The sequence below is a fragment of the Stenotrophomonas sp. SMYL8 genome (assembly GCF_036320065.1).
Classification (GTDB): domain Bacteria; phylum Pseudomonadota; class Gammaproteobacteria; order Xanthomonadales; family Xanthomonadaceae; genus Stenotrophomonas; species Stenotrophomonas maltophilia_A.
The window spans coordinates 13,227-29,514 of sequence record NZ_JAWIRR010000009.1 but is presented as its reverse complement, the minus strand read 5'-3'; the positions used below and the strand labels follow the sequence as shown (position 1 = coordinate 29,514).

General features: G+C 66.3%; 15 protein-coding genes. 8 read left to right on the top strand and 7 right to left on the bottom strand.

The window, feature by feature from the left end:
* Positions 1-25 precede the first annotated feature (25 nt).
* Genes V3B25_RS09590 through V3B25_RS09580 form a run of 3 tightly spaced genes read right to left on the bottom strand, consistent with a single transcriptional unit; the run spans position 26 to position 2,278 of the window.
* Positions 26-973, bottom strand: a complete 948-nt coding sequence (locus V3B25_RS09590) for a DMT family transporter (protein WP_049424585.1) — start codon at positions 971-973, stop codon at positions 26-28.
* 34 nt (positions 974-1,007) lie between these two features.
* Positions 1,008-1,838: a DUF72 domain-containing protein gene (locus V3B25_RS09585; RefSeq protein ID WP_201118519.1), complete on the bottom strand. Its 831-nt coding sequence runs from the start codon at positions 1,836-1,838 to the stop codon at positions 1,008-1,010.
* On the bottom strand, positions 1,835-2,278 hold the full coding sequence (locus V3B25_RS09580) for a VOC family protein (RefSeq protein ID WP_329810572.1): 444 nt from the start codon (positions 2,276-2,278) through the stop codon (positions 1,835-1,837). The genes V3B25_RS09585 and V3B25_RS09580 overlap by 4 nt, the downstream gene beginning before the upstream one ends.
* A gap of 110 nt (positions 2,279-2,388) precedes the next feature.
* Between V3B25_RS09580 and V3B25_RS09575 the strand changes: the two genes are divergently transcribed.
* The 3 genes from V3B25_RS09575 (at position 2,389) to agp (ending at position 7,286) form a co-directional block, all read left to right on the top strand.
* Positions 2,389-3,948, top strand: coding sequence for a serine hydrolase (locus V3B25_RS09575; RefSeq protein WP_329810571.1), 1,560 nt, complete (start codon positions 2,389-2,391; stop codon positions 3,946-3,948).
* A gap of 199 nt (positions 3,949-4,147) precedes the next feature.
* Positions 4,148-5,980: a multidrug efflux ABC transporter SmrA gene (gene smrA / locus V3B25_RS09570; protein WP_049424593.1), complete on the top strand. Its 1,833-nt coding sequence runs from the start codon at positions 4,148-4,150 to the stop codon at positions 5,978-5,980.
* An 88-nt stretch (positions 5,981-6,068) separates the two neighbouring features.
* On the top strand, positions 6,069-7,286 hold the full coding sequence (gene agp / locus V3B25_RS09565) for a bifunctional glucose-1-phosphatase/inositol phosphatase (RefSeq protein ID WP_201118522.1): 1,218 nt from the start codon (positions 6,069-6,071) through the stop codon (positions 7,284-7,286).
* Positions 7,287-7,759: 473 nt separating this feature from the next.
* Here agp and V3B25_RS09560 read toward each other — a convergent pair whose 3' ends face one another.
* On the bottom strand, positions 7,760-9,568 hold the full coding sequence (locus V3B25_RS09560) for a DUF885 domain-containing protein (RefSeq protein ID WP_329810570.1): 1,809 nt from the start codon (positions 9,566-9,568) through the stop codon (positions 7,760-7,762).
* Positions 9,569-9,679: 111 nt separating this feature from the next.
* Between V3B25_RS09560 and V3B25_RS09555 the strand changes: the two genes are divergently transcribed.
* Both V3B25_RS09555 and V3B25_RS09550 read left to right on the top strand, forming a co-directional pair.
* Entirely contained in the window at positions 9,680-10,036 is a 357-nt protein-coding gene (locus tag V3B25_RS09555; protein ID WP_182267495.1) for a GFA family protein, read from the top strand.
* A 32-nt stretch (positions 10,037-10,068) separates the two neighbouring features.
* Complete coding sequence (locus tag V3B25_RS09550; protein WP_329810617.1) at positions 10,069-10,848, top strand: DUF4349 domain-containing protein; 780 nt, start codon at positions 10,069-10,071, stop codon at positions 10,846-10,848.
* Between the two features lie 31 nt (positions 10,849-10,879).
* On the opposite strand, the gene V3B25_RS09545 is transcribed toward V3B25_RS09550, so the two are convergent.
* Both V3B25_RS09545 and V3B25_RS09540 read right to left on the bottom strand, forming a co-directional pair.
* Positions 10,880-11,173, bottom strand: a complete 294-nt coding sequence (locus V3B25_RS09545; protein ID WP_005415831.1) for a hypothetical protein — start codon at positions 11,171-11,173, stop codon at positions 10,880-10,882.
* A 68-nt stretch (positions 11,174-11,241) separates the two neighbouring features.
* Positions 11,242-12,186: a LysR substrate-binding domain-containing protein gene (locus V3B25_RS09540; protein ID WP_285302385.1), complete on the bottom strand. Its 945-nt coding sequence runs from the start codon at positions 12,184-12,186 to the stop codon at positions 11,242-11,244.
* A 115-nt stretch (positions 12,187-12,301) separates the two neighbouring features.
* Between V3B25_RS09540 and V3B25_RS09535 the strand changes: the two genes are divergently transcribed.
* Complete coding sequence (locus V3B25_RS09535) at positions 12,302-13,174, top strand: DMT family transporter (RefSeq protein ID WP_329810569.1); 873 nt, start codon at positions 12,302-12,304, stop codon at positions 13,172-13,174.
* Between the two features lie 560 nt (positions 13,175-13,734).
* Here V3B25_RS09535 and V3B25_RS09530 read toward each other — a convergent pair.
* Positions 13,735-14,637: a peptidylprolyl isomerase gene (locus tag V3B25_RS09530; RefSeq protein ID WP_329810568.1), complete on the bottom strand. Its 903-nt coding sequence runs from the start codon at positions 14,635-14,637 to the stop codon at positions 13,735-13,737.
* A gap of 136 nt (positions 14,638-14,773) precedes the next feature.
* Between V3B25_RS09530 and V3B25_RS09525 the strand changes: the two genes are divergently transcribed.
* Positions 14,774-15,139 carry a PadR family transcriptional regulator gene (locus V3B25_RS09525; RefSeq protein ID WP_032128337.1) on the top strand — a complete coding sequence of 122 codons (366 nt, stop codon included), beginning with the start codon at positions 14,774-14,776 and terminating at the stop codon, positions 15,137-15,139.
* Positions 15,136-16,125, top strand: coding sequence for a sensor domain-containing protein (locus tag V3B25_RS09520; protein ID WP_329810567.1), 990 nt, complete (start codon positions 15,136-15,138; stop codon positions 16,123-16,125). The genes V3B25_RS09525 and V3B25_RS09520 overlap by 4 nt, the downstream gene beginning before the upstream one ends.
* Positions 16,126-16,288: the final 163 nt, after the last annotated feature.

Here is a 16,288-nt window from a genome sequence, read left to right as displayed (position 1 = left end):
AGATCCACGCCATGCGTGGATGCACTCAATCGGCGATGTTGCGCGCCTCGGCCGTACCGAGGATCTCCGGGTGCTGGATCGGCTTGCGACGGTTCAGCAGTGGATGCAGGAATACGGCACCGACGATGATCGCCACGCCCAGGTAGAACCATGGGGTGACTTCGTGCTGCTCGCGCAGCAGCACCACCGCCAGCACCACCGCATAGACCGGCTCCAGGTTGGTCACCAGCTGCACCGTGTAGGCGCTCAGATGGCGCAGTGCGACCAGGGCCAGGGCGAACGGCAGCAGCGTGCAGAACCCGGCCAGCACCAGCAGCAGGATGCCGTCGTGCAGGTCCGGGACCACCCACAGCGGGCTGGCCAGCGCTGGCAGCAGGTACGGCATCAGCGGTGCCAGCAGGGTCAGGGTGAGGGTGCCCGCACCCAGTTCCAGTGCGGTGACCGTGAGCGGATCCGCATGGCTGACCATGCGCTTGTTGAGCGAGCCGAATACCGCCACCAGCAGCGCCGAGATCGCACCGATCAACACACCCAGGCGCATGCCATCGGGCACGCCACCGACCACCAGTGCGACACCCGGCAGCACGGCCAGGCCGAAGGCGAGTTCACGCAGCTGGAACGGCCGCTTGGCCACCCAGGGTTCGATGATCGAGGTGAACACCGGCGCCAGCGCGATGCAGGTGGCGGCTACTGAGGCATTGGCCAGCTTCACCGCACCGTAGAACGTCAGCCAGTGCAGCGCGACCAACGCGCCGATGCCGGCGTAGCCCGCCACCAGCCGCAGGGGCAGCGTGCGCAATCCACGCCAGACCCGCGGCAGCAGGGCCAGCATCGCCGTCACCAGCAGCATGCGCCACCACACCAGCGGCAGCGCCGGCAGGGTGATCAACTTGCCGAGGATGGCGGTGACGCCCCACAGCAGGACACAGAAGTGGATCTGCCACAGCGCTTTGCGGGTGTCGGGTGTGCTCATCCGCCTATTGTGAGGCAAGGCGATGACCGCAGCGCTATCCGCGTGAGGAATTGCTGGCCCCATCTACCCGCCGCTGCAGGGCCATCGCCGCCGCCGGGTTGCGTGCCTTGCCCGCACCAATGCACAGCAGGTAGACCTCGCGCGGTTCTGACGGTGCTGGCGCGGCCTGGCAGGGCAGGTCGTCCACCGGTTCGCCGCGTGACCAGTGGAGCGCGCGTTCGGCCCAGCGCTGCTGCACGGGTGCCGGCAGACCCTCGTTCAAGCGGGCCTGGCTGCGCTTGATCCTGGCGTAGACGAAGCCGGCACTGACATCGCCGTGTAGTGGCGCCTCGTCGCTGTCCTCGATCACCAGCGCCACGCCGTGTCGACGGGCGGCAGCAACCAGTGCCGGGCCATGTGCCTCGGCGTTGCGCACCTCCAGCGCATGCTGCAGCGTCACCCCTTCCAGTTGCTTCGGCAGCTGCGCCATCAGGGCACCCAACGCATCGGCATCGGCCGGATGGCGCGGATCGAACTGCCACAGCAACGGGCCGAGCCGGTCACCGAGTGCAATCGCCGCCTGCAGGAAGGGCGCGGCCGCTTCCACCGTGCTGGACAGGTCGCGGCGCTGTACCAGGTACCGTGGCGCCTTCATCGAAAACCGGAAACCGTCGGGTCTCTGTGCGGCCCACTGCGCGCACTGCGCCGCTGTTGGCGTGCGGTAGAAGGTGCCGTTGATTTCGATGCAGCGCAGGGCGCGGCTGGCGTGGGCCAGTTCTTCACGCTGCGGCAGGCCCACGGGGTAGAAAACGCCGCCGCGCCATTCGGGAAACACCCAGCCACCGATGCCGCAGCGGATCTCCGCCGGACGGGCGGTCGCGGTCACTGGCCGTGGTCCGAGCGCCACGGGTCGTAGCTGCCGAACCACCACAGATAGCCTTCCGGGTCGGCGCAGGCGTAGCCGCGTCCGCCATAGTCCTGGTCGGCGATGTCGATGACAATGCGGGCACCGGCGGCCTTGGCCCGTGCATAGTGCGCATCGGCATCGGTGACGATCACGCAGGCGTTCTGGGTCTGGCGGCCGCCGACCTCATCAGGCATCGCCGCATGCTGGTTCCACTCGCTTTCCTTGTCGGCCGAGCCGAGCATGATCATGCCGGTGCCGAAGGTCAGCTGTGCATGGAAGACCGTATCGCCGTCGGCATACACCGCCTGGACGTGAAAACCGAAGGCGCGCTGCAGCCAGTCGATGGCGGCCTGCGCGTCGCGATAGCGCAGGCACGGAATGATGGTGGAGCCGTTGCTCGGTTGCCCGTTCCCGCCCATGACACCCCTCCTATGGCACAGGGCAGGGTGCGCCGTAGACCGTTACCATCGCGCGAAACCCCGGTGACGGCCTGCACATGGCCGCCACCCCTGTTCGGAGATCGTGCTGGATGAAACCCTGGATTGGAGGAGCCGTGCTGCTGGCGTGCACGACCATGGCGAGTGCTGCCACCCCGGCGCAGCTGCAGGACCTGGATGCGACCGTCGAGCGCGTGCGCGCGCAGTTCGACGTGCCCGGCATTGCCGTGGCGGTGGTCAAGGATGGCGAGGTGGTGCTGGAACGCGGCTGGGGCGTGCGCGAGCAGGGCAAGCCGGAACCGGTGCAGGCCGATACGCTGTTCGCCATTGCTTCCAACACCAAGGCGTTCACCGCCACCTCGCTGAACCTGCTGGCCGAGGACGGCAAACTGAAGATGGACGACAAGGTGATCGACCACCTGCCGTCGTTCCGCATGTCCGATCCGTTCGTGACCGGGCAGATGACGATCCGCGACCTGCTGTCGCATCGCAGCGGGCTGAGCCTGGGCGCAGGTGACCTGCTGTTCTGGCCGACCACCTCCTACAGCAATGCCGAAGTGGTGGAGCGGCTGGGCAAGGTGCCGCTGAAGGGCGGTTTCCGCGAGAGCTATGCGTACGACAACATCCTGTATGCGGTTGCCCAGCAGGTGATCGAGCATGTCTCCGGCATGAGCTACCAGCAGTTCCTGCAGACCCGCATCTTCGACAAGGTGGGCATGGCCGGCACACGCTACAACGCCGATCACCTGAAGCCGGGCGACAAGGCCGCGGTTGGCCACGCCAAGTACGATTTCAAGGACCTGCGTACCGTTGCACCGCTGACCTGGTCGAACAATGCCGGCGCCGGTGGCATCTATTCCAGTGCGCACGACATGGCGCGCTGGATGCAGGTGCAGTTGGCCGAGGGCAAGCTGGCCGATGGCACCGCGCTGTTCAGCGACAAGAGCCAGCAGCAGATGTGGCGGATGATCACGCCGCAGTCGATTCCGGCGCCGAGCGTGCCGGAGCTGGCACCGGCGCGGGCCAACTTTGCCGGCTATGGCGAAGGCTGGAGCCTGAGCGACTACCGCGGCCAGAAACTGGTCTGGCATACCGGTGGCTGGCCGGGCATGGTCTCGCGTTTGACCTTGGTGCCGGGCGAGAAGCTGGGCGTGGTGGTGCTGACCAACCAGGAAGTGGGCGCGGCGTTCAACGCGATCACCCTGAGCGTGCTTGATGCTTACCTGGGCGGTGAGAAGCACGACTGGGTGGACGCCTATGCCAAGGCTGTGGCCAAGGGCCAGGACAAGGCCGACGAGGCCTGGGCCAAGCACCAGAGCGCGCGCGACAAGGGCAGCAAGCCATCGCTGGCACTGGCCGGCTACACCGGCACGTTCCGCGACCGCTGGTATGGCGACATGCAGGTCAGTGCCGAGGGCAAGGCTCTGCGCCTGCGCTTCATGAAGACCGCGCAGCTGAGCGGGCGCCTGGAGCATTGGCAGCATGACACCTTCATCGTGCGCTGGGACGACCGTTCGCTCAACGCCGACGCGTTCGTGAACTTCAGCCTGGATCCGGACGGCAAGGTGCGCGAGGTGCGCATGCAGTCGATCTCCGACCTGACCGATTTCAGCTTCGATTTCCAGGACCTGCTGTTCACCCCGGTGAAATGACGCCGCCGGGCGTGGCCCGGCGCTGCCGTTTGACGAATCCCATCGGTAGTGCCGGCCGCTGGCCGGCAACCTGATGATCCCCGGAAACGTCACGAGGGGGCCGGCCAGCGGCCGGCACTACCGGAACCGCGGTGATCATCGGCTGGCGTACACACGCGGCGTGGGATACTCCGCCGGCTATTGATGGCGAGGGAATGCGATGTTCCGTTGGTTTGAATCCCTGATTCCGGTGTTCCCGCCCGTGGACGGGCGCATGCCGCCGCGCAAGGTGCTGCCGTTCTACCTGCACTACCTGCGCCCGGTGTGGCCGGTGCTGCTGGCCACCCTGATCGCCGGCCTGCTGCTGGCGCTGGTGGAAGTGGCGATGTTCGATTACCTGGGCCGCATCGTCGACATGGTCGCCGAGCAGCCGGGGGCCGATTTCTTCAAGCGCCATGCCAACGAGCTGGGCTGGATGCTGTTCATCACGGTCATCGCGCGGCCGATCCTGGTCGGCCTGCACAACCTGCTGGTCAACCAGGCCATCGTGCCTGGCCTGAGCAACCGCTCGCGCTGGCTGATGCACAACTACGTGGTGCGGCAGAGCCTGAACTTCTTCCAGAACGACTTCGCCGGCAGCGTGGCCAACCGGGTGATGCAGACCGGTACCTCGCTGCGCGAATCGGCAGTGCAGATGGTCGACTCGCTCTGGTACATCGTGGTCTACACCGGCACCGCGCTGTACCTGTTCGCGCAGGCCGACTGGCGGCTGATGGTGCCGTTGATCCTGTGGCTGCTGGCCTATGCAGTGATCCTGGCCTACTTCGTTCCGCGCGCGAAGGAACGCGCATGGATCGCCTCCGAAGCGCGTTCCAAGGCGATGGGCCGCATCGTTGATGGCTACACCAACATTCCCACGTTGAAGCTGTTCGCCCATGGCGGACGCGAGCAGGCCTATGTGGCCGAGTCGATCCAGGAACTGGCGGTCAAGCACCGTGCGCAGACCCGCATCACCACCGGCATGGACCTGACCATCGCCATCGTCAACGGTTTCCTGATTGCCGGTACCTGTGGGCTCGCGCTGTGGCTGTGGAATGGCGGTCACATCACCGTCGGTGCGATCACGCTGGCGACCGGCCTGGTGATCCGCATCCACAACATGTCCGGCTGGATCATGTGGACCATCAACGGCATCTTCGAGGACATCGGTACGGTGCAGGATGGCATCACCACCATTGCCCAGCCGCTGACCGTGCAGGACCGCGAGGATGCAGTGCCGTTGCAGGTGACCCGTGGTGGCGTGCACTTCCAGGACATCCACTTCCACTACGGCAAGAAGGGCGGTGTGATTGCCGGCCTCGATCTGGTGGTGAAGCCGGGTGAGAAGATTGGCCTGGTCGGCCCGTCCGGTGCCGGCAAGTCGACCCTGGTCAACGTGCTGCTGCGCCTGTACGACCTGGAAAGCGGCCGTATCCTGATCGATGATCAGGACATTGCGTACGTTACGCAGGAAAGCCTGCGCCAGCAGATCGGGGTGGTCACCCAGGACACCTCGCTGTTGCATCGTTCGATTCGCGACAACCTGCTGTATGGCCGCCCCGATGCCACTGACGAGCAGCTGCATGCCGCCGTGGCCAAGGCGCGCGCCGCAGCCTTCATCGATACGCTGGTGGACGGGCAGGGCCGGCGTGGCTACGACGCGCACGTGGGCGAGCGCGGCGTGAAGCTGTCCGGTGGTCAGCGCCAGCGCATCGCCATCGCCCGCGTGCTGCTGAAGGACGCACCGATCCTGGTGCTGGATGAGGCGACCTCGGCGCTGGACTCGGAAGTGGAAGCGGCGATCCAGGACAGCCTGGACCAGCTGATGGGCGGCAAGACGGTGATCGCGATCGCGCACCGGTTGTCGACCATCGCACGCATGGACCGGCTGGTGGTGATGGACCAGGGCCGCATCGTCGAGACCGGCAGCCACGCCGAATTGATTGCGGCCGGTGGCCTGTACGCGCGGTTGTGGGCGCGGCAGACCGGTGGTTTTGTGGCTGCCGACCAGTAGATCCACGCCATGCGTGGATGCATCCCTTGGGGTCGGATCCCTTTCCGCAGGAAAGAGCTCTGACCCCAGTGTGTTTCCGGAGACCCGCATGATCCACCCGCTACGCCCTTTGCTGCTCGCGCTTGCCCTGGTCAGTTCAGCTGCGGCAGCCGCGCCAGCCCCCGTGCACGGCGAAGCCCTCGAGCAGGTCATCCTTCTCAGCCGCCACAACCTGCGCGCACCGGTGGTGGCATCGGGCGCGTTGGCCAATGCGACTCCGGAGCGCTGGCCGAGCTGGGACGTAGGCGCCGGCGAGCTGACCACCAAGGGCGGCGTGCTGGAGGTCTACATGGGCCGTTACATCGGCCAGTGGCTGCGCCACGCACAGCTGCTGCCGGTATCAGGCTGCCCGCAGCCGGCGGATTTCCACGCCCATGCCAACAGCCTGCAGCGCACCCAGGCGACCGCACAGTTCTTCGTTGCAGGTGCCTTCCCGGGCTGCCACGTTGCGATCGAGCAGCGCATGCCGCTGGGCACGATGGATCCCTTGTTCAATCCGGTGATCCACAACAGAGACACGCTCTTCCGCGAGCGCGCGCTGTCGGCGATGCAACAGGCGCAGGCCGCATCGGATCTGGCACCGGCGTTGGCGGTGGTGGAGGCGATCACCCGCTACCCACAGTCGGCTGCGTGCGCAGGCCGCAGCGAATGCGACCTGACGCCGGCCGATTCCATTTTCAGCGCAGAGCCGGGCAGGGAACCGCGTATTTCCGGTTCACTGGCTCTGGCCAGCGGGCTGGTCGATGCCTTGTTGATGGAGCACTACCAGGGCAGTGGCATTCCCCGCGAAGGCTGGGGCCGATTGAACACGGAGACCCAATGGCAGGCGCTGGCGCAGATCCGCAACGGCTACCAGGACATCCTGTTCGGAACACCCGAGGTGGCGCGTGACGTGGCCGCGCCACTGCTGGCAAGAGTGAATGCGTTGTTCGAGGACCCGGCAGCGCCGAATGTGAGCCTGCTGGTCGGCCACGATTCCAACATCGGTTCCGTGCTGGCGGCGCTGGGAATCACGGACTACACGTTGCCGGGCCAGTATGAGAAGACGCCGATCGGCGGCCTGCTGCAGTTTGAACGCTGGCGTGATCGTGGGGCCGGCGAAGCGCGTTATCGGTTGGTGTATGTCCATCCCACGCGCGAGCAGCTGCGTGGTGCTATCCCGTTGACCGACGCGCAGCCGCCGGGGCGGGTGGAGCTGGTGCTGCCGGGCTGTGGGCCGTCGGGTTGCAGTGAAGTGCAGTTCAAGAACCTGCTGCATTCACCTTGAATCCGGGATGGATGGCAGCGTCGCATTGTGATGAGGCGGAAGCCGCTTCGCGCCCCGTATGCCCGGAATCGGGTAGTCTCCAGCGATCAATCAAGCGATCTCGGTGAGTCATGAACATCACGGACTTTCTTGTAATGGACGGTGATGGAGATGAAATATGGGCGGATCCCCATGGCAGCAACATTGCCTTTACGTGTTTTGATTGTGGATATCCGGTGGTGGCCGATGCCTCGGAGAACCAGCGTGGGAGCGATGAGGATTGTCCCGCTGCCTGCCGCGGGTGTGGTGTGGAGTACTTCCTCGATTTGAGACTGAACTCGAGGAAGCTGTATATCCACATCGTCTGATTGAGTGGCGTCAGAAGCGGGGCGGACCAATGTTCGCACCCACCAGGATGGCAGCTCGCAACTGCCAGAACAGAAAACGGCCCGGGTTTCCCCGGGCCGTTCCGTTTCCAACTCACACCTGCGCGATCACTCGATCGGCTGGTCCAGCATCAGCTGGCGTGCGAAGCGCACCGGCGGGGCGCCATAGGACAGCATCTGGTCGTGATAGGCCTTGAGGTTGAACTTGTCACTCAGCTTGTCCTGCATCGCCTTGCGGGTGTCGAAGTGTTCCTGCGCACCGACGAAGTAGGTCGGCAGCTGTGCCGAGGTCAGCTGCGCGCGCACCCACTTGCCCGAGGCTTCGCTCTCCTGCTGGAAGGCATCATGGGTCATCAGGCGCATCGCCTTTGCGCGATCCCAGTTGTCCACGTGCACGCCCTGGTCGAGGATCGCGTTGGAGATCGTGCGCAGGTAGAACTTCAGCTGCACCAGGTGGAACAGCGGGTCGTTGTTGAGGTAACCCTGCTCCTGCATCATGCGCTCGGTGTAGACCGCCCAGCCTTCGGCGAACAGGCCCGAACGCAGCACCGCACGCAGGGTGGAGGGGAACTTGGCCGAGTGCCAGCCTTCCAGGTAATGGCCCGGAGTACCTTCGTGGATGCTCAGCAGGTGGATCATGCGCGAGTTGTACTCACGCAGGAACGAGTCGACCTGCTTGTCGTTCCAGTCGTCCGGAATCGGCGACACGGCGTAGAAGGTCTTCAGGTTCTTGTCCAGCGGACCCGGTGAATCACAGTAGGCCACGGCCACGCCACGCTGGAATTCCGGCATCAGGATGATGTCCACCGGCGCGTCGGGCAGCGTCATCAGATCGTGCTCGCGCACGAACGCGGTGGACTGCTCCAGTGCGGCCTTGGCATCGTCGACGACCTTGTCGCGTGCCGGCTTGTCGGCGTAGGCCAGCTCCAGCGCAGCTTCAATGGCCTTCTGCTGCTGCTCGTCGGTCGGCTGGGCCGGCATCTCCGGCGCACCCGGCTTGTCCTTCAGCACGGTCTGCGCGATGCCGTACATGTCTTCGCGCACGCGCTTGAGTTCGGCGCGTGCACGCTCACCGATCTCCTGGCGCGACAGCGAGGAGCTCAGCGCGAACTTCAGCTTCTGGTCGTACTTTTCCGCACCGATGCGGAAGTCGCCCTTGGCATTCGGCACCAGGGTCTTGTCCAGCCAGGTCTGCTGCTCGTCCACCGCCTTCTTCAGGCCGTCGATGGCGGCCTGCAGGCGCTGCTGGTCGGCCTGCGGCAGTTCACCGATGTGCGGGGTGATGAAGGTATCGACGATGCTGAGGATGCCCTTGTTCTGCTTGGCCACCGTCTCGGCATGGATCTTCGGCACGCGCGCCGGATCCAGGTTCTCGCGGGCCTGGGCGAAGATCGCCGGCAGCTTTTCCATGCGCGCGGTGGCCGACTTCAGGCGCTCCGGCAGCGGCGCGAACTCGCGCGCCATCAGGCCGTAGATCGCGCTGCCGGCAATGCCGTTGTACAGCTGCGGGTCCCACTTGCCGGACTGCAGCACTTCGGCGTTCCAGATTTCCGACCGCAGCTGGTTGCGCAGGATCGCTGCGTCCACCTGGTTCTCGCGGCCCAGCTTGGCCACCTCGATCTTGTCCAGCTCGCCCAGCAATGCCTTGTAGGCGGCCACGGTCTTCTGCTGGCCGGCGGCACTCAGGTCATCCAGCTCGCTGTCGTAGCGGTGGTCACCGATCTGGGTGGCGCTGACCGGCGAGAGCTGCATCCAGGTGTCCAGGGCGCGCTTGGACAGGTCGGCGAAGGCGGCATCGACCGCCGCGTCACCGGCCTGCTGGCTGGCGGCCGGGGTGGAACCGTTGGTCGGGGCGTCGGCCGGCTGGCAACCGGCCAGGGCGGCGACCAGGGCGAGGGCAAGAAGATGCGGGCGCATCGGCGTTCCTGTACAGGGTCAAACCCCGAGCATAGGGCCCCAGGGCTGCTTTGTCCCCGTGCCATAGGATTACCATGGGCACTGACAAGGCCCTCCAGCGGAGCGCAGGACATGGAATACCAGGGAAGCTGCCATTGCGGCAGGATCGCATTCACCGTACAGGCCGAGGCGCCGATCAGCGACGTCATCGACTGCAACTGCTCGATGTGCCGTCGCCGCGGCAGCCTGCTGTGGTTCGCCCCGCGTGCGGCGTTCCAGCTGAGCACCAATCCCGCGGACGTGGCCACCTACCACTTCAACAAAGCCCACATCGATCATCACCACTGCCGCGAGTGCGGCGTTGCCCCCTACAGCGAAGCGGTGGACCCTCGCACCGGTACGCCGATGGTGGCGGTGAACGTGCGCTGCGTACCGCAGGTAGACCTGGCCACGCTGGCGGTGATGTCCTACGACGGAGCGGCACTGTGACGCCGCTGCGCGCGTGGACGCGTGTGGTGGCGATGCCGGTGCTGCTGCTGGCGCTGGCGGCCTGTGCCAAGAACGGCGAGAGGGCGCAGGAGGCGGGTGCGGCCGCTGCCGATGCTGCTGTCGCTTCGCCGGAAGGCGCATTCCTCGCCTACGAACACGACGTGCAGATCCAGCTGGAAGCGGCGCAGATTGCACCGCGCATCCAGCAGGTGGCGCAGGCCTGCCAGAGCGCGAAGTTCGGTGACTGCGCGGTGCTGCAGGTCGACCAGCGCAGTGGCGAGCAGCCCAGCGGCGAGGTCAAGGTACGCATCGCGCCGAAGGGTACCGAGCCGCTGATCGCGATGGCCGGTGAAGGCGGCACGCTGCAGGCGCGCAATACGCGCGCCGAGGACCTGGCGCAGGAGGTGGCAGACACCGCACTGACCAAGGCGCGGCTGGAGAAGGAACACGCGCGGTTGCTGTCCTACCAGGACCGCAAGGACCTGAAGATCGAGGACCTGATGGCGATCACCACGCGCCTGTCGGAAATCGAAGCCGGGGTCGAACAGGCCAACAAGGATTCAGCGCAGCAACGCCGGCGCATCGATACCCAGCTGGTCACGATGCACTTCGATACCACTTCGGGCCAGCGCAGCCGCAGCGAGATCGGCGAGGCGCTGAGTGAATCGGGCAGCATCCTCAGCACCAGCATTGCGTTCCTGATCCGCGCCGCGGCCGCGCTGCTGCCGGTGGCGGTGCTGGCCCTGATCGCGGCCTGGGGTGTGCGGGCGTGGTGGCGTCGCCGCCGCCGCAGGCTGCCGCCCAGCCTCTGAGGTGAAGGTTGATGCCGGCAACCCGCCGGCATCAGCCCTCGTCGGTCTCGTACTCGACGAACACGTCCAGCTCCAGTGCCAGTTCCTGCACGGCATCGCGCACCTTCTGCGCGGTGCTTTCATTGCCGACTTCCACTTCCAGTTCGTGGATGCCCGGGCCGATGTCATCGGACAGCCCGGCCGAACTGGAATCGTCGTCGTCCATGTGCGGCATCAGGTCGTCGGTTTCCTCGACATGTTCGATGCCGTCCAGGCCGAGCAGCAGGTCGCTGATGGCACGGGCGTCGTCTTCGGTTCCGGTGATGCGCAGTCGCAGCATGGCCATGGCGTCGATACGGTGTGGGGTTGCCTGCAGCCTAGCCAGCGTGAAGCAAAGAACGGGTGAGGGCGCAGTCAGGCGCGTGTGGCCGGGCGCCCGAGCAGGCTTTCCGGCAACGCGGGAATCGGCGTGCGTTCGTCCTGCGCCTGCTCCAGCAACCAGTCAATGAACAGGCGCGCGGCGTGGCTCGGCGGTTGCCCTTCGGCGTGCACCACGTGATACGCATAGCGCGCTTTCAGTGCCGGGCCGGGCAGGCGTACCACTTCGTAGCGCTGCAGGTAGGGCTGCGCGATGTGGGTACGTGCCAGCACCGCGCCCATGCCGTACACCGCGGCACGCATCGCATCGGTACTGTCGGCGAAGGTGTGCATCGGCGGCAGTGGCGAGGGTGGGCGCACGCCGGCATGGCGGAACCAGTCACGCCAGCCCTGCGGCGACAGATCGGTCAGCAGCGGCAGGTCGGCGATGCGCGCCGGATCGACCAGCGTTTCGACCCCGGCCAGCGCCGGTGAGGCGACCGGGAACAGGTAGTCATCCATCAGGTGCTGTGCACGCAGGCCCGGCCACTGGCCCAGGCCATAGCGGATGCCGACTTCCGGGCCGTTGTCGTCGTAGCGATCCAGCCCGCTGCCCGTGTGCAGTTCGATGCGGATGTGCGGATAGGCCTGGGTGAAGCGTGGCAGCCGTGGCAGCAGCCAGCAGTAGGACAGCGAGCGCAGCGTGGTGATCCGCAGCGGCACGCTGTCGGCATCCGGCTGCAGGTGATGGGCGACGGCCGCGACATCGGAGAAGGCGGCGCTGGCGGCGTCGGCCAGCTGCCGGCCCTCGGCAGTCAGGCGCACGCCGCGGGCGTGGCGCAGGAACAGCCGGGTTTCCAGCACCTCCTCCAGCCGGCGCACGTGGTGGCTGACCGCGCTGGCGGTCAGGTGCAGCTCCTGCGCGGCCTGGGCGAAGTTCTGGTGGCGCGCTGCAACCGCGAACACGGCCAGTGCGGGGAGCAGGGAAGGGCGTAGCTGCATGTCCAGCCTCAAACCATATTTGTGGCTGGCAGCGATACTACGCGCTTGTGCGGCGGGCGTCTGCGCCCGATCCTGTCTGCCTTGGCGAGGAACAGACGATGGACGGAGGCAGGGCATGAATGCGGTCCCACAGGCGGCCGAGCGCGACTGGCGCACACCGCTGGAATTGACCCTGCTGGGCGCCATCTGGGGCTGCTCGTTCCTGTTCATGCGGGTGGCGGTGCCGTCGTTCGGCCCGTTCGCGCTGGTCGAGGTGCGGCTGGTGCTGGGCGCCCTGGTGCTGCTGCCGTTCCTGTGGCGCGCCCGCGCGCAGTTCCCGCCGCGGCGCTGGCTGTGGCTGGCGCCGATCGGCCTGATCAATTCCGCGTTGCCGTTCGTGCTGTTCGCCTATGCGGCGGAGCGGGCTCCTGCGGCCATCGGCGCGATCTGCAATGCGATGACCGTGCTGTTCGCCGCGCTGATCGCGTTCCTGTTCTTCGGTGAAAAGATTGGCACGCGCCGTGCTGGCGCGCTGCTGGTCGGCTTCGCTGGCGTGGTGGTACTGGCCACGGCCAAGGTCTCCGGCCTGAGCATCGGCACCGCGGTGATCGCCGGCGCTGCGGCGTCGCTGCTGTATGGCCTCGGCGTAAACCTGGTGAAGCGGCACATGTCCGGCCTGCCGTCGGCGGCGGCTGCGGCGGCCACGCTGTCGTGTGCCTCGCTGTGGATGCTGCCGATGGCGGTCAGCCACTGGCCGCAGGCGGCGATTCCGGCCAAGGCGTGGGGCGCGGCGATTGCCCTGGGCGTGGCCTGTACCGGCCTGGCGTTCCTGATGTTCTATCGTTTGATCGGCCGTATCGGCCCGTCGCGTGCGTCGACCGTGACCTATCTGATTCCGCTGTTCGGCGCTGCGTTCGCGTGGTTGTTCCTGGGTGAGCCGGTGACGCTGCAGATGCTGATTGCCGGTGCGTTGATTCTGGGTAGCGTGGCGGTGAGTCAGAAGGGTTGAGGTGTTGGCGTTTTGCGCGTGGCGCGTGCTGAAGGTGCTTCACCTTTCATGGGCGTTACTTTTCTTTGTACGCAAAGAAAAGTAACCAAAAGAAACGTTCCGCCAGCCGCGAGCCGATGCTACGCATCGGTGCCCTGTGCTCCTCGGCCCGTCGAGGGACGGCGCGGGAACTCGCTGCGCTCAGACACCCGCGCCTCTTCGCCCTCGCCGGACCTGCGGTGCTCGGCTCGCTCAAGGCGGACCCAGATCAAAGGCCACAGCTGCACCCAGTAGATCCACGCCATGCGTGGATGCTTTTGCGGTTGATCTTGACCTTCCAGTCCGCCTTGAGCGAGCCGAGCATCGCAGGGGAATCAGGGGCGAAGAGGTGCCGATGTCTGAGCGTAGCGAGTTCGGCACCGTCCCCTGATTCACCGAGAAGCGCAGGGGACCGACGTGCGAAGCACGGCGGCTCGCGACTGGCGGCGCGTTTCTTTTGGTTACTTTTCTTTTCGCGCGAAAAGAAAAGTGACGCCCATGAACAGTGAAGCGCCTTCAGCACGCGTAACGTGCGGAAACCATCACCGCACCGGCACCGGAATATTGCAAAGATCGATATGCCCCGCCGGGCGCTTGTAGAAATCATCCACGCGATTGCGACGCGCCTCCACCGTATCTGCGAAGGTCTTCGAATCGGTGCGCAGCACCCGGATCGGCGTGCGCTCGGCTGCCGGCACATCGCTGGCGCGGCGGATCGACACGATCGGCGTGCGCAGCTTCGGGTCGGTATAGAAGCCCATCGGCGCCGGGCCGCGCGGGGTTGCGCTGAGCAGTTCCATGCCCTTCAGCACGCGGCCGACCAGGGTGATGTTGCGGTCCAGCTGACGCGGCGACTGCCCGGTCACCACGTACAGTTCGGCCCCGATGCTGCTGTCTTCCTCGTTGCTGCGGCCGGCGCCGAGCATGCCGTAGCAGTGCGCCAGCCAGGCCTTGCCGGCCTGCGGGTCCTGGCCGACCGGGAAGCCGTCGACGAATCCGGTCTGCGCGGCCCAGCCATCGCGGTCCGGCAGCACGCTGACCTTCAGGCCGGCGCTGGCGCGCTCGAACTCGGCCGGCAGCTTGCGCGCGGCACTGCCGAACGGCTTGGCCTTGGCTGCGTCATCGGCGTCGGCATCGCCGAACTGCACCACGAAGTTGTCCTGCGAGCGGTAGATGCTGGTGCCGTCCCAGAAGTGCTCGTGGGCGAAGGTCTGGATGTTGGCGACATGGCGCGGGGCGAACTGCGGCGCCAGCTCGATGATCACCCGCCCGGCCGGCAGGTCCATGTACAGCAGGTTGGCCGAGTCCGGGGTGCGCCAGTCGCTGGCCGCCGACGTGTCGAGGATCTGCTGCGGGCTGCGGTAGGGCGTGGCCGCACTGGCCATGGCGGGCAGCAGGCAGGACAGGGCGAGGGCGGTCAGGGCAAGGCGACGGCGGTGCGGCATGGGAACCCCGGAACATGAACGAGGCTTCGATTCTGCGTGAGCGGCCCGGCCACGCCAACCGGCAGAGTGACTAACGACACATTCGCTATACCGAACTTCGCACTACTGTGGACTTCAACGTAGTGGAGGGCCGGTCATGTCCGAGGACGATGTCCAGCTGAAGAAGTTCCAGAAGGAGCTCAGCGCCGGAACGGTGTCGCTGGCCCTGCTGGCGGTGCTGGCCCGGGCCGGAGAGCCGCTGTACGGCTACCTCATTGCCAAGGAGCTGGAGCGGGTGGGCGAGGGCGTGCTGAGCGGCAAGCAGAGCGCGCTGTACCCGGTGCTGCGCAATCTTGAGGGCGCCGGCCTGCTGGAAAGTCATGTGGAGCCGTCCAGCAGCGGGCCGCCGCGGCGCTACTACCGCATCAATGAACGTGGCCGCGAGGTGCTGGCGCAATGGCGCCAAGCCTGGCAGGCCACACGCGATTCCGTCGATTCCGTGTTGGAGGGGGTACCGCAATGAACGACCCGAGCCTGGCAGGCCGAGCCCTGCCCACGACCATCCCGCAGTACCTGGCGCAGCTGCGCGCGGCATTGGAAGGCGCCGACCCGGCGATGGTGCAGGACGCGCTGTACGACGCCGAGGAATACCTGCGCTCGGAACTGGCCGCGCAGCCCGGCCGCAGCGAGGCCGAGGTGATCGCCGACGTTGCCGGCAGCTATGGCGCGCCGGACGAAGTGGCCGAGATCTACCGCGAGACCGAAGTGACGGTGAATCGCGCGCTGCGTACACCGCGTGCGGATACCGCACCGGTGCTGCGTGCGGCGGCGGAAGCCAGTGGCGTCGAGCCGGCCGCACCCCCGCCGGTACCGGTGCCGCGTTCGCTGCTGGCGCGCTTCTTCGGCGTGGTGACCGACCCGCACACCTACGGTGCGCTGTTCTACATGCTGCTGTCGCTGGCCACCGGCATCTTCTTCTTCACCTGGGTGGTGACCGGCCTGTCTTTGTCGCTGGGCCTGTTGATCCTGATCATCGGCATTCCGCTGACCGTGCTGTTCTTCGGCTCGGTGCGCGGGCTGGCGCTGCTGGAAGGGCGGCTGGTGGAAGCGCTGCTGGGCGAGCGCATGCCGCGCCGCCCGCGCTACACCGACCGCAGCCGCACGTGGCTGCAGCGCATCGGCGACATGTTCACCGATGGCCGCACCTGGCTGACCCTGCTGTATTTCGTGCTGATGCTGCCGTTGGGCGTCATCTACTTCACCATCGCGGTGACGTTGCTGTCGCTGTCGCTGAGCCTGATCTGGGCGCCGGTCGCAGCGATCTTCAGTGGTGACATTCCGGGCGTGTACGTCGACGGCGTGAACGTGCTGCCGATGGCGGCCTCGCCGCTGGTGGCGATCGTGGTTGCCGCCGTGGGCGCGTTGCTGCTGCTGCTGACGATGCACCTGGCACGCGGCATCGGCAAGCTGCACGGACTGATCGCCAAGAACCTGCTGGTGCGGCTGTAAGCGGGAATCCACGCTTCGGTAGGCTTCGCTCTGGTAGGTGCCAACCTTGGTTGGCACGATCCATCAGTGCAGGGGCGCTTGGCGGAATTCGCTTCGGTAGGTGCCAACCTTGGTTGGCACAATCCATCAGATACCGGGATTCAGGGTAGAGCGCCAACCAAGG

What these genes read in the sequence shown, in the direction of transcription:
- V3B25_RS09535 (WP_329810569.1), top strand. Translation starts at nt 12,302, where the DNA reads ATGAATGCGGTCCCACAGGCGGCCGAGCGCGACTGGCGCACACCGCTG.
- V3B25_RS09540 (WP_285302385.1), bottom strand. Translation starts at nt 12,186, where the DNA reads ATGCAGCTACGCCCTTCCCTGCTCCCCGCACTGGCCGTGTTCGCGGTT.
- V3B25_RS09560 (WP_329810570.1), bottom strand. Translation starts at nt 9,568, where the DNA reads ATGCGCCCGCATCTTCTTGCCCTCGCCCTGGTCGCCGCCCTGGCCGGT.
- V3B25_RS09525 (WP_032128337.1), top strand. Translation starts at nt 14,774, where the DNA reads ATGTCCGAGGACGATGTCCAGCTGAAGAAGTTCCAGAAGGAGCTCAGC.
- V3B25_RS09590 (WP_049424585.1), bottom strand. Translation starts at nt 973, where the DNA reads ATGAGCACACCCGACACCCGCAAAGCGCTGTGGCAGATCCACTTCTGT.
- V3B25_RS09555 (WP_182267495.1), top strand. Translation starts at nt 9,680, where the DNA reads ATGGAATACCAGGGAAGCTGCCATTGCGGCAGGATCGCATTCACCGTA.
- V3B25_RS09550 (WP_329810617.1), top strand. Translation starts at nt 10,069, where the DNA reads ATGCCGGTGCTGCTGCTGGCGCTGGCGGCCTGTGCCAAGAACGGCGAG.
- V3B25_RS09545 (WP_005415831.1), bottom strand. Translation starts at nt 11,173, where the DNA reads ATGGCCATGCTGCGACTGCGCATCACCGGAACCGAAGACGACGCCCGT.
- V3B25_RS09580 (WP_329810572.1), bottom strand. Translation starts at nt 2,278, where the DNA reads ATGGGCGGGAACGGGCAACCGAGCAACGGCTCCACCATCATTCCGTGC.
- smrA (WP_049424593.1), top strand. Translation starts at nt 4,148, where the DNA reads ATGTTCCGTTGGTTTGAATCCCTGATTCCGGTGTTCCCGCCCGTGGAC.
- V3B25_RS09575 (WP_329810571.1), top strand. Translation starts at nt 2,389, where the DNA reads ATGAAACCCTGGATTGGAGGAGCCGTGCTGCTGGCGTGCACGACCATG.
- V3B25_RS09520 (WP_329810567.1), top strand. Translation starts at nt 15,136, where the DNA reads ATGAACGACCCGAGCCTGGCAGGCCGAGCCCTGCCCACGACCATCCCG.
- V3B25_RS09530 (WP_329810568.1), bottom strand. Translation starts at nt 14,637, where the DNA reads ATGCCGCACCGCCGTCGCCTTGCCCTGACCGCCCTCGCCCTGTCCTGC.
- agp (WP_201118522.1), top strand. Translation starts at nt 6,069, where the DNA reads ATGATCCACCCGCTACGCCCTTTGCTGCTCGCGCTTGCCCTGGTCAGT.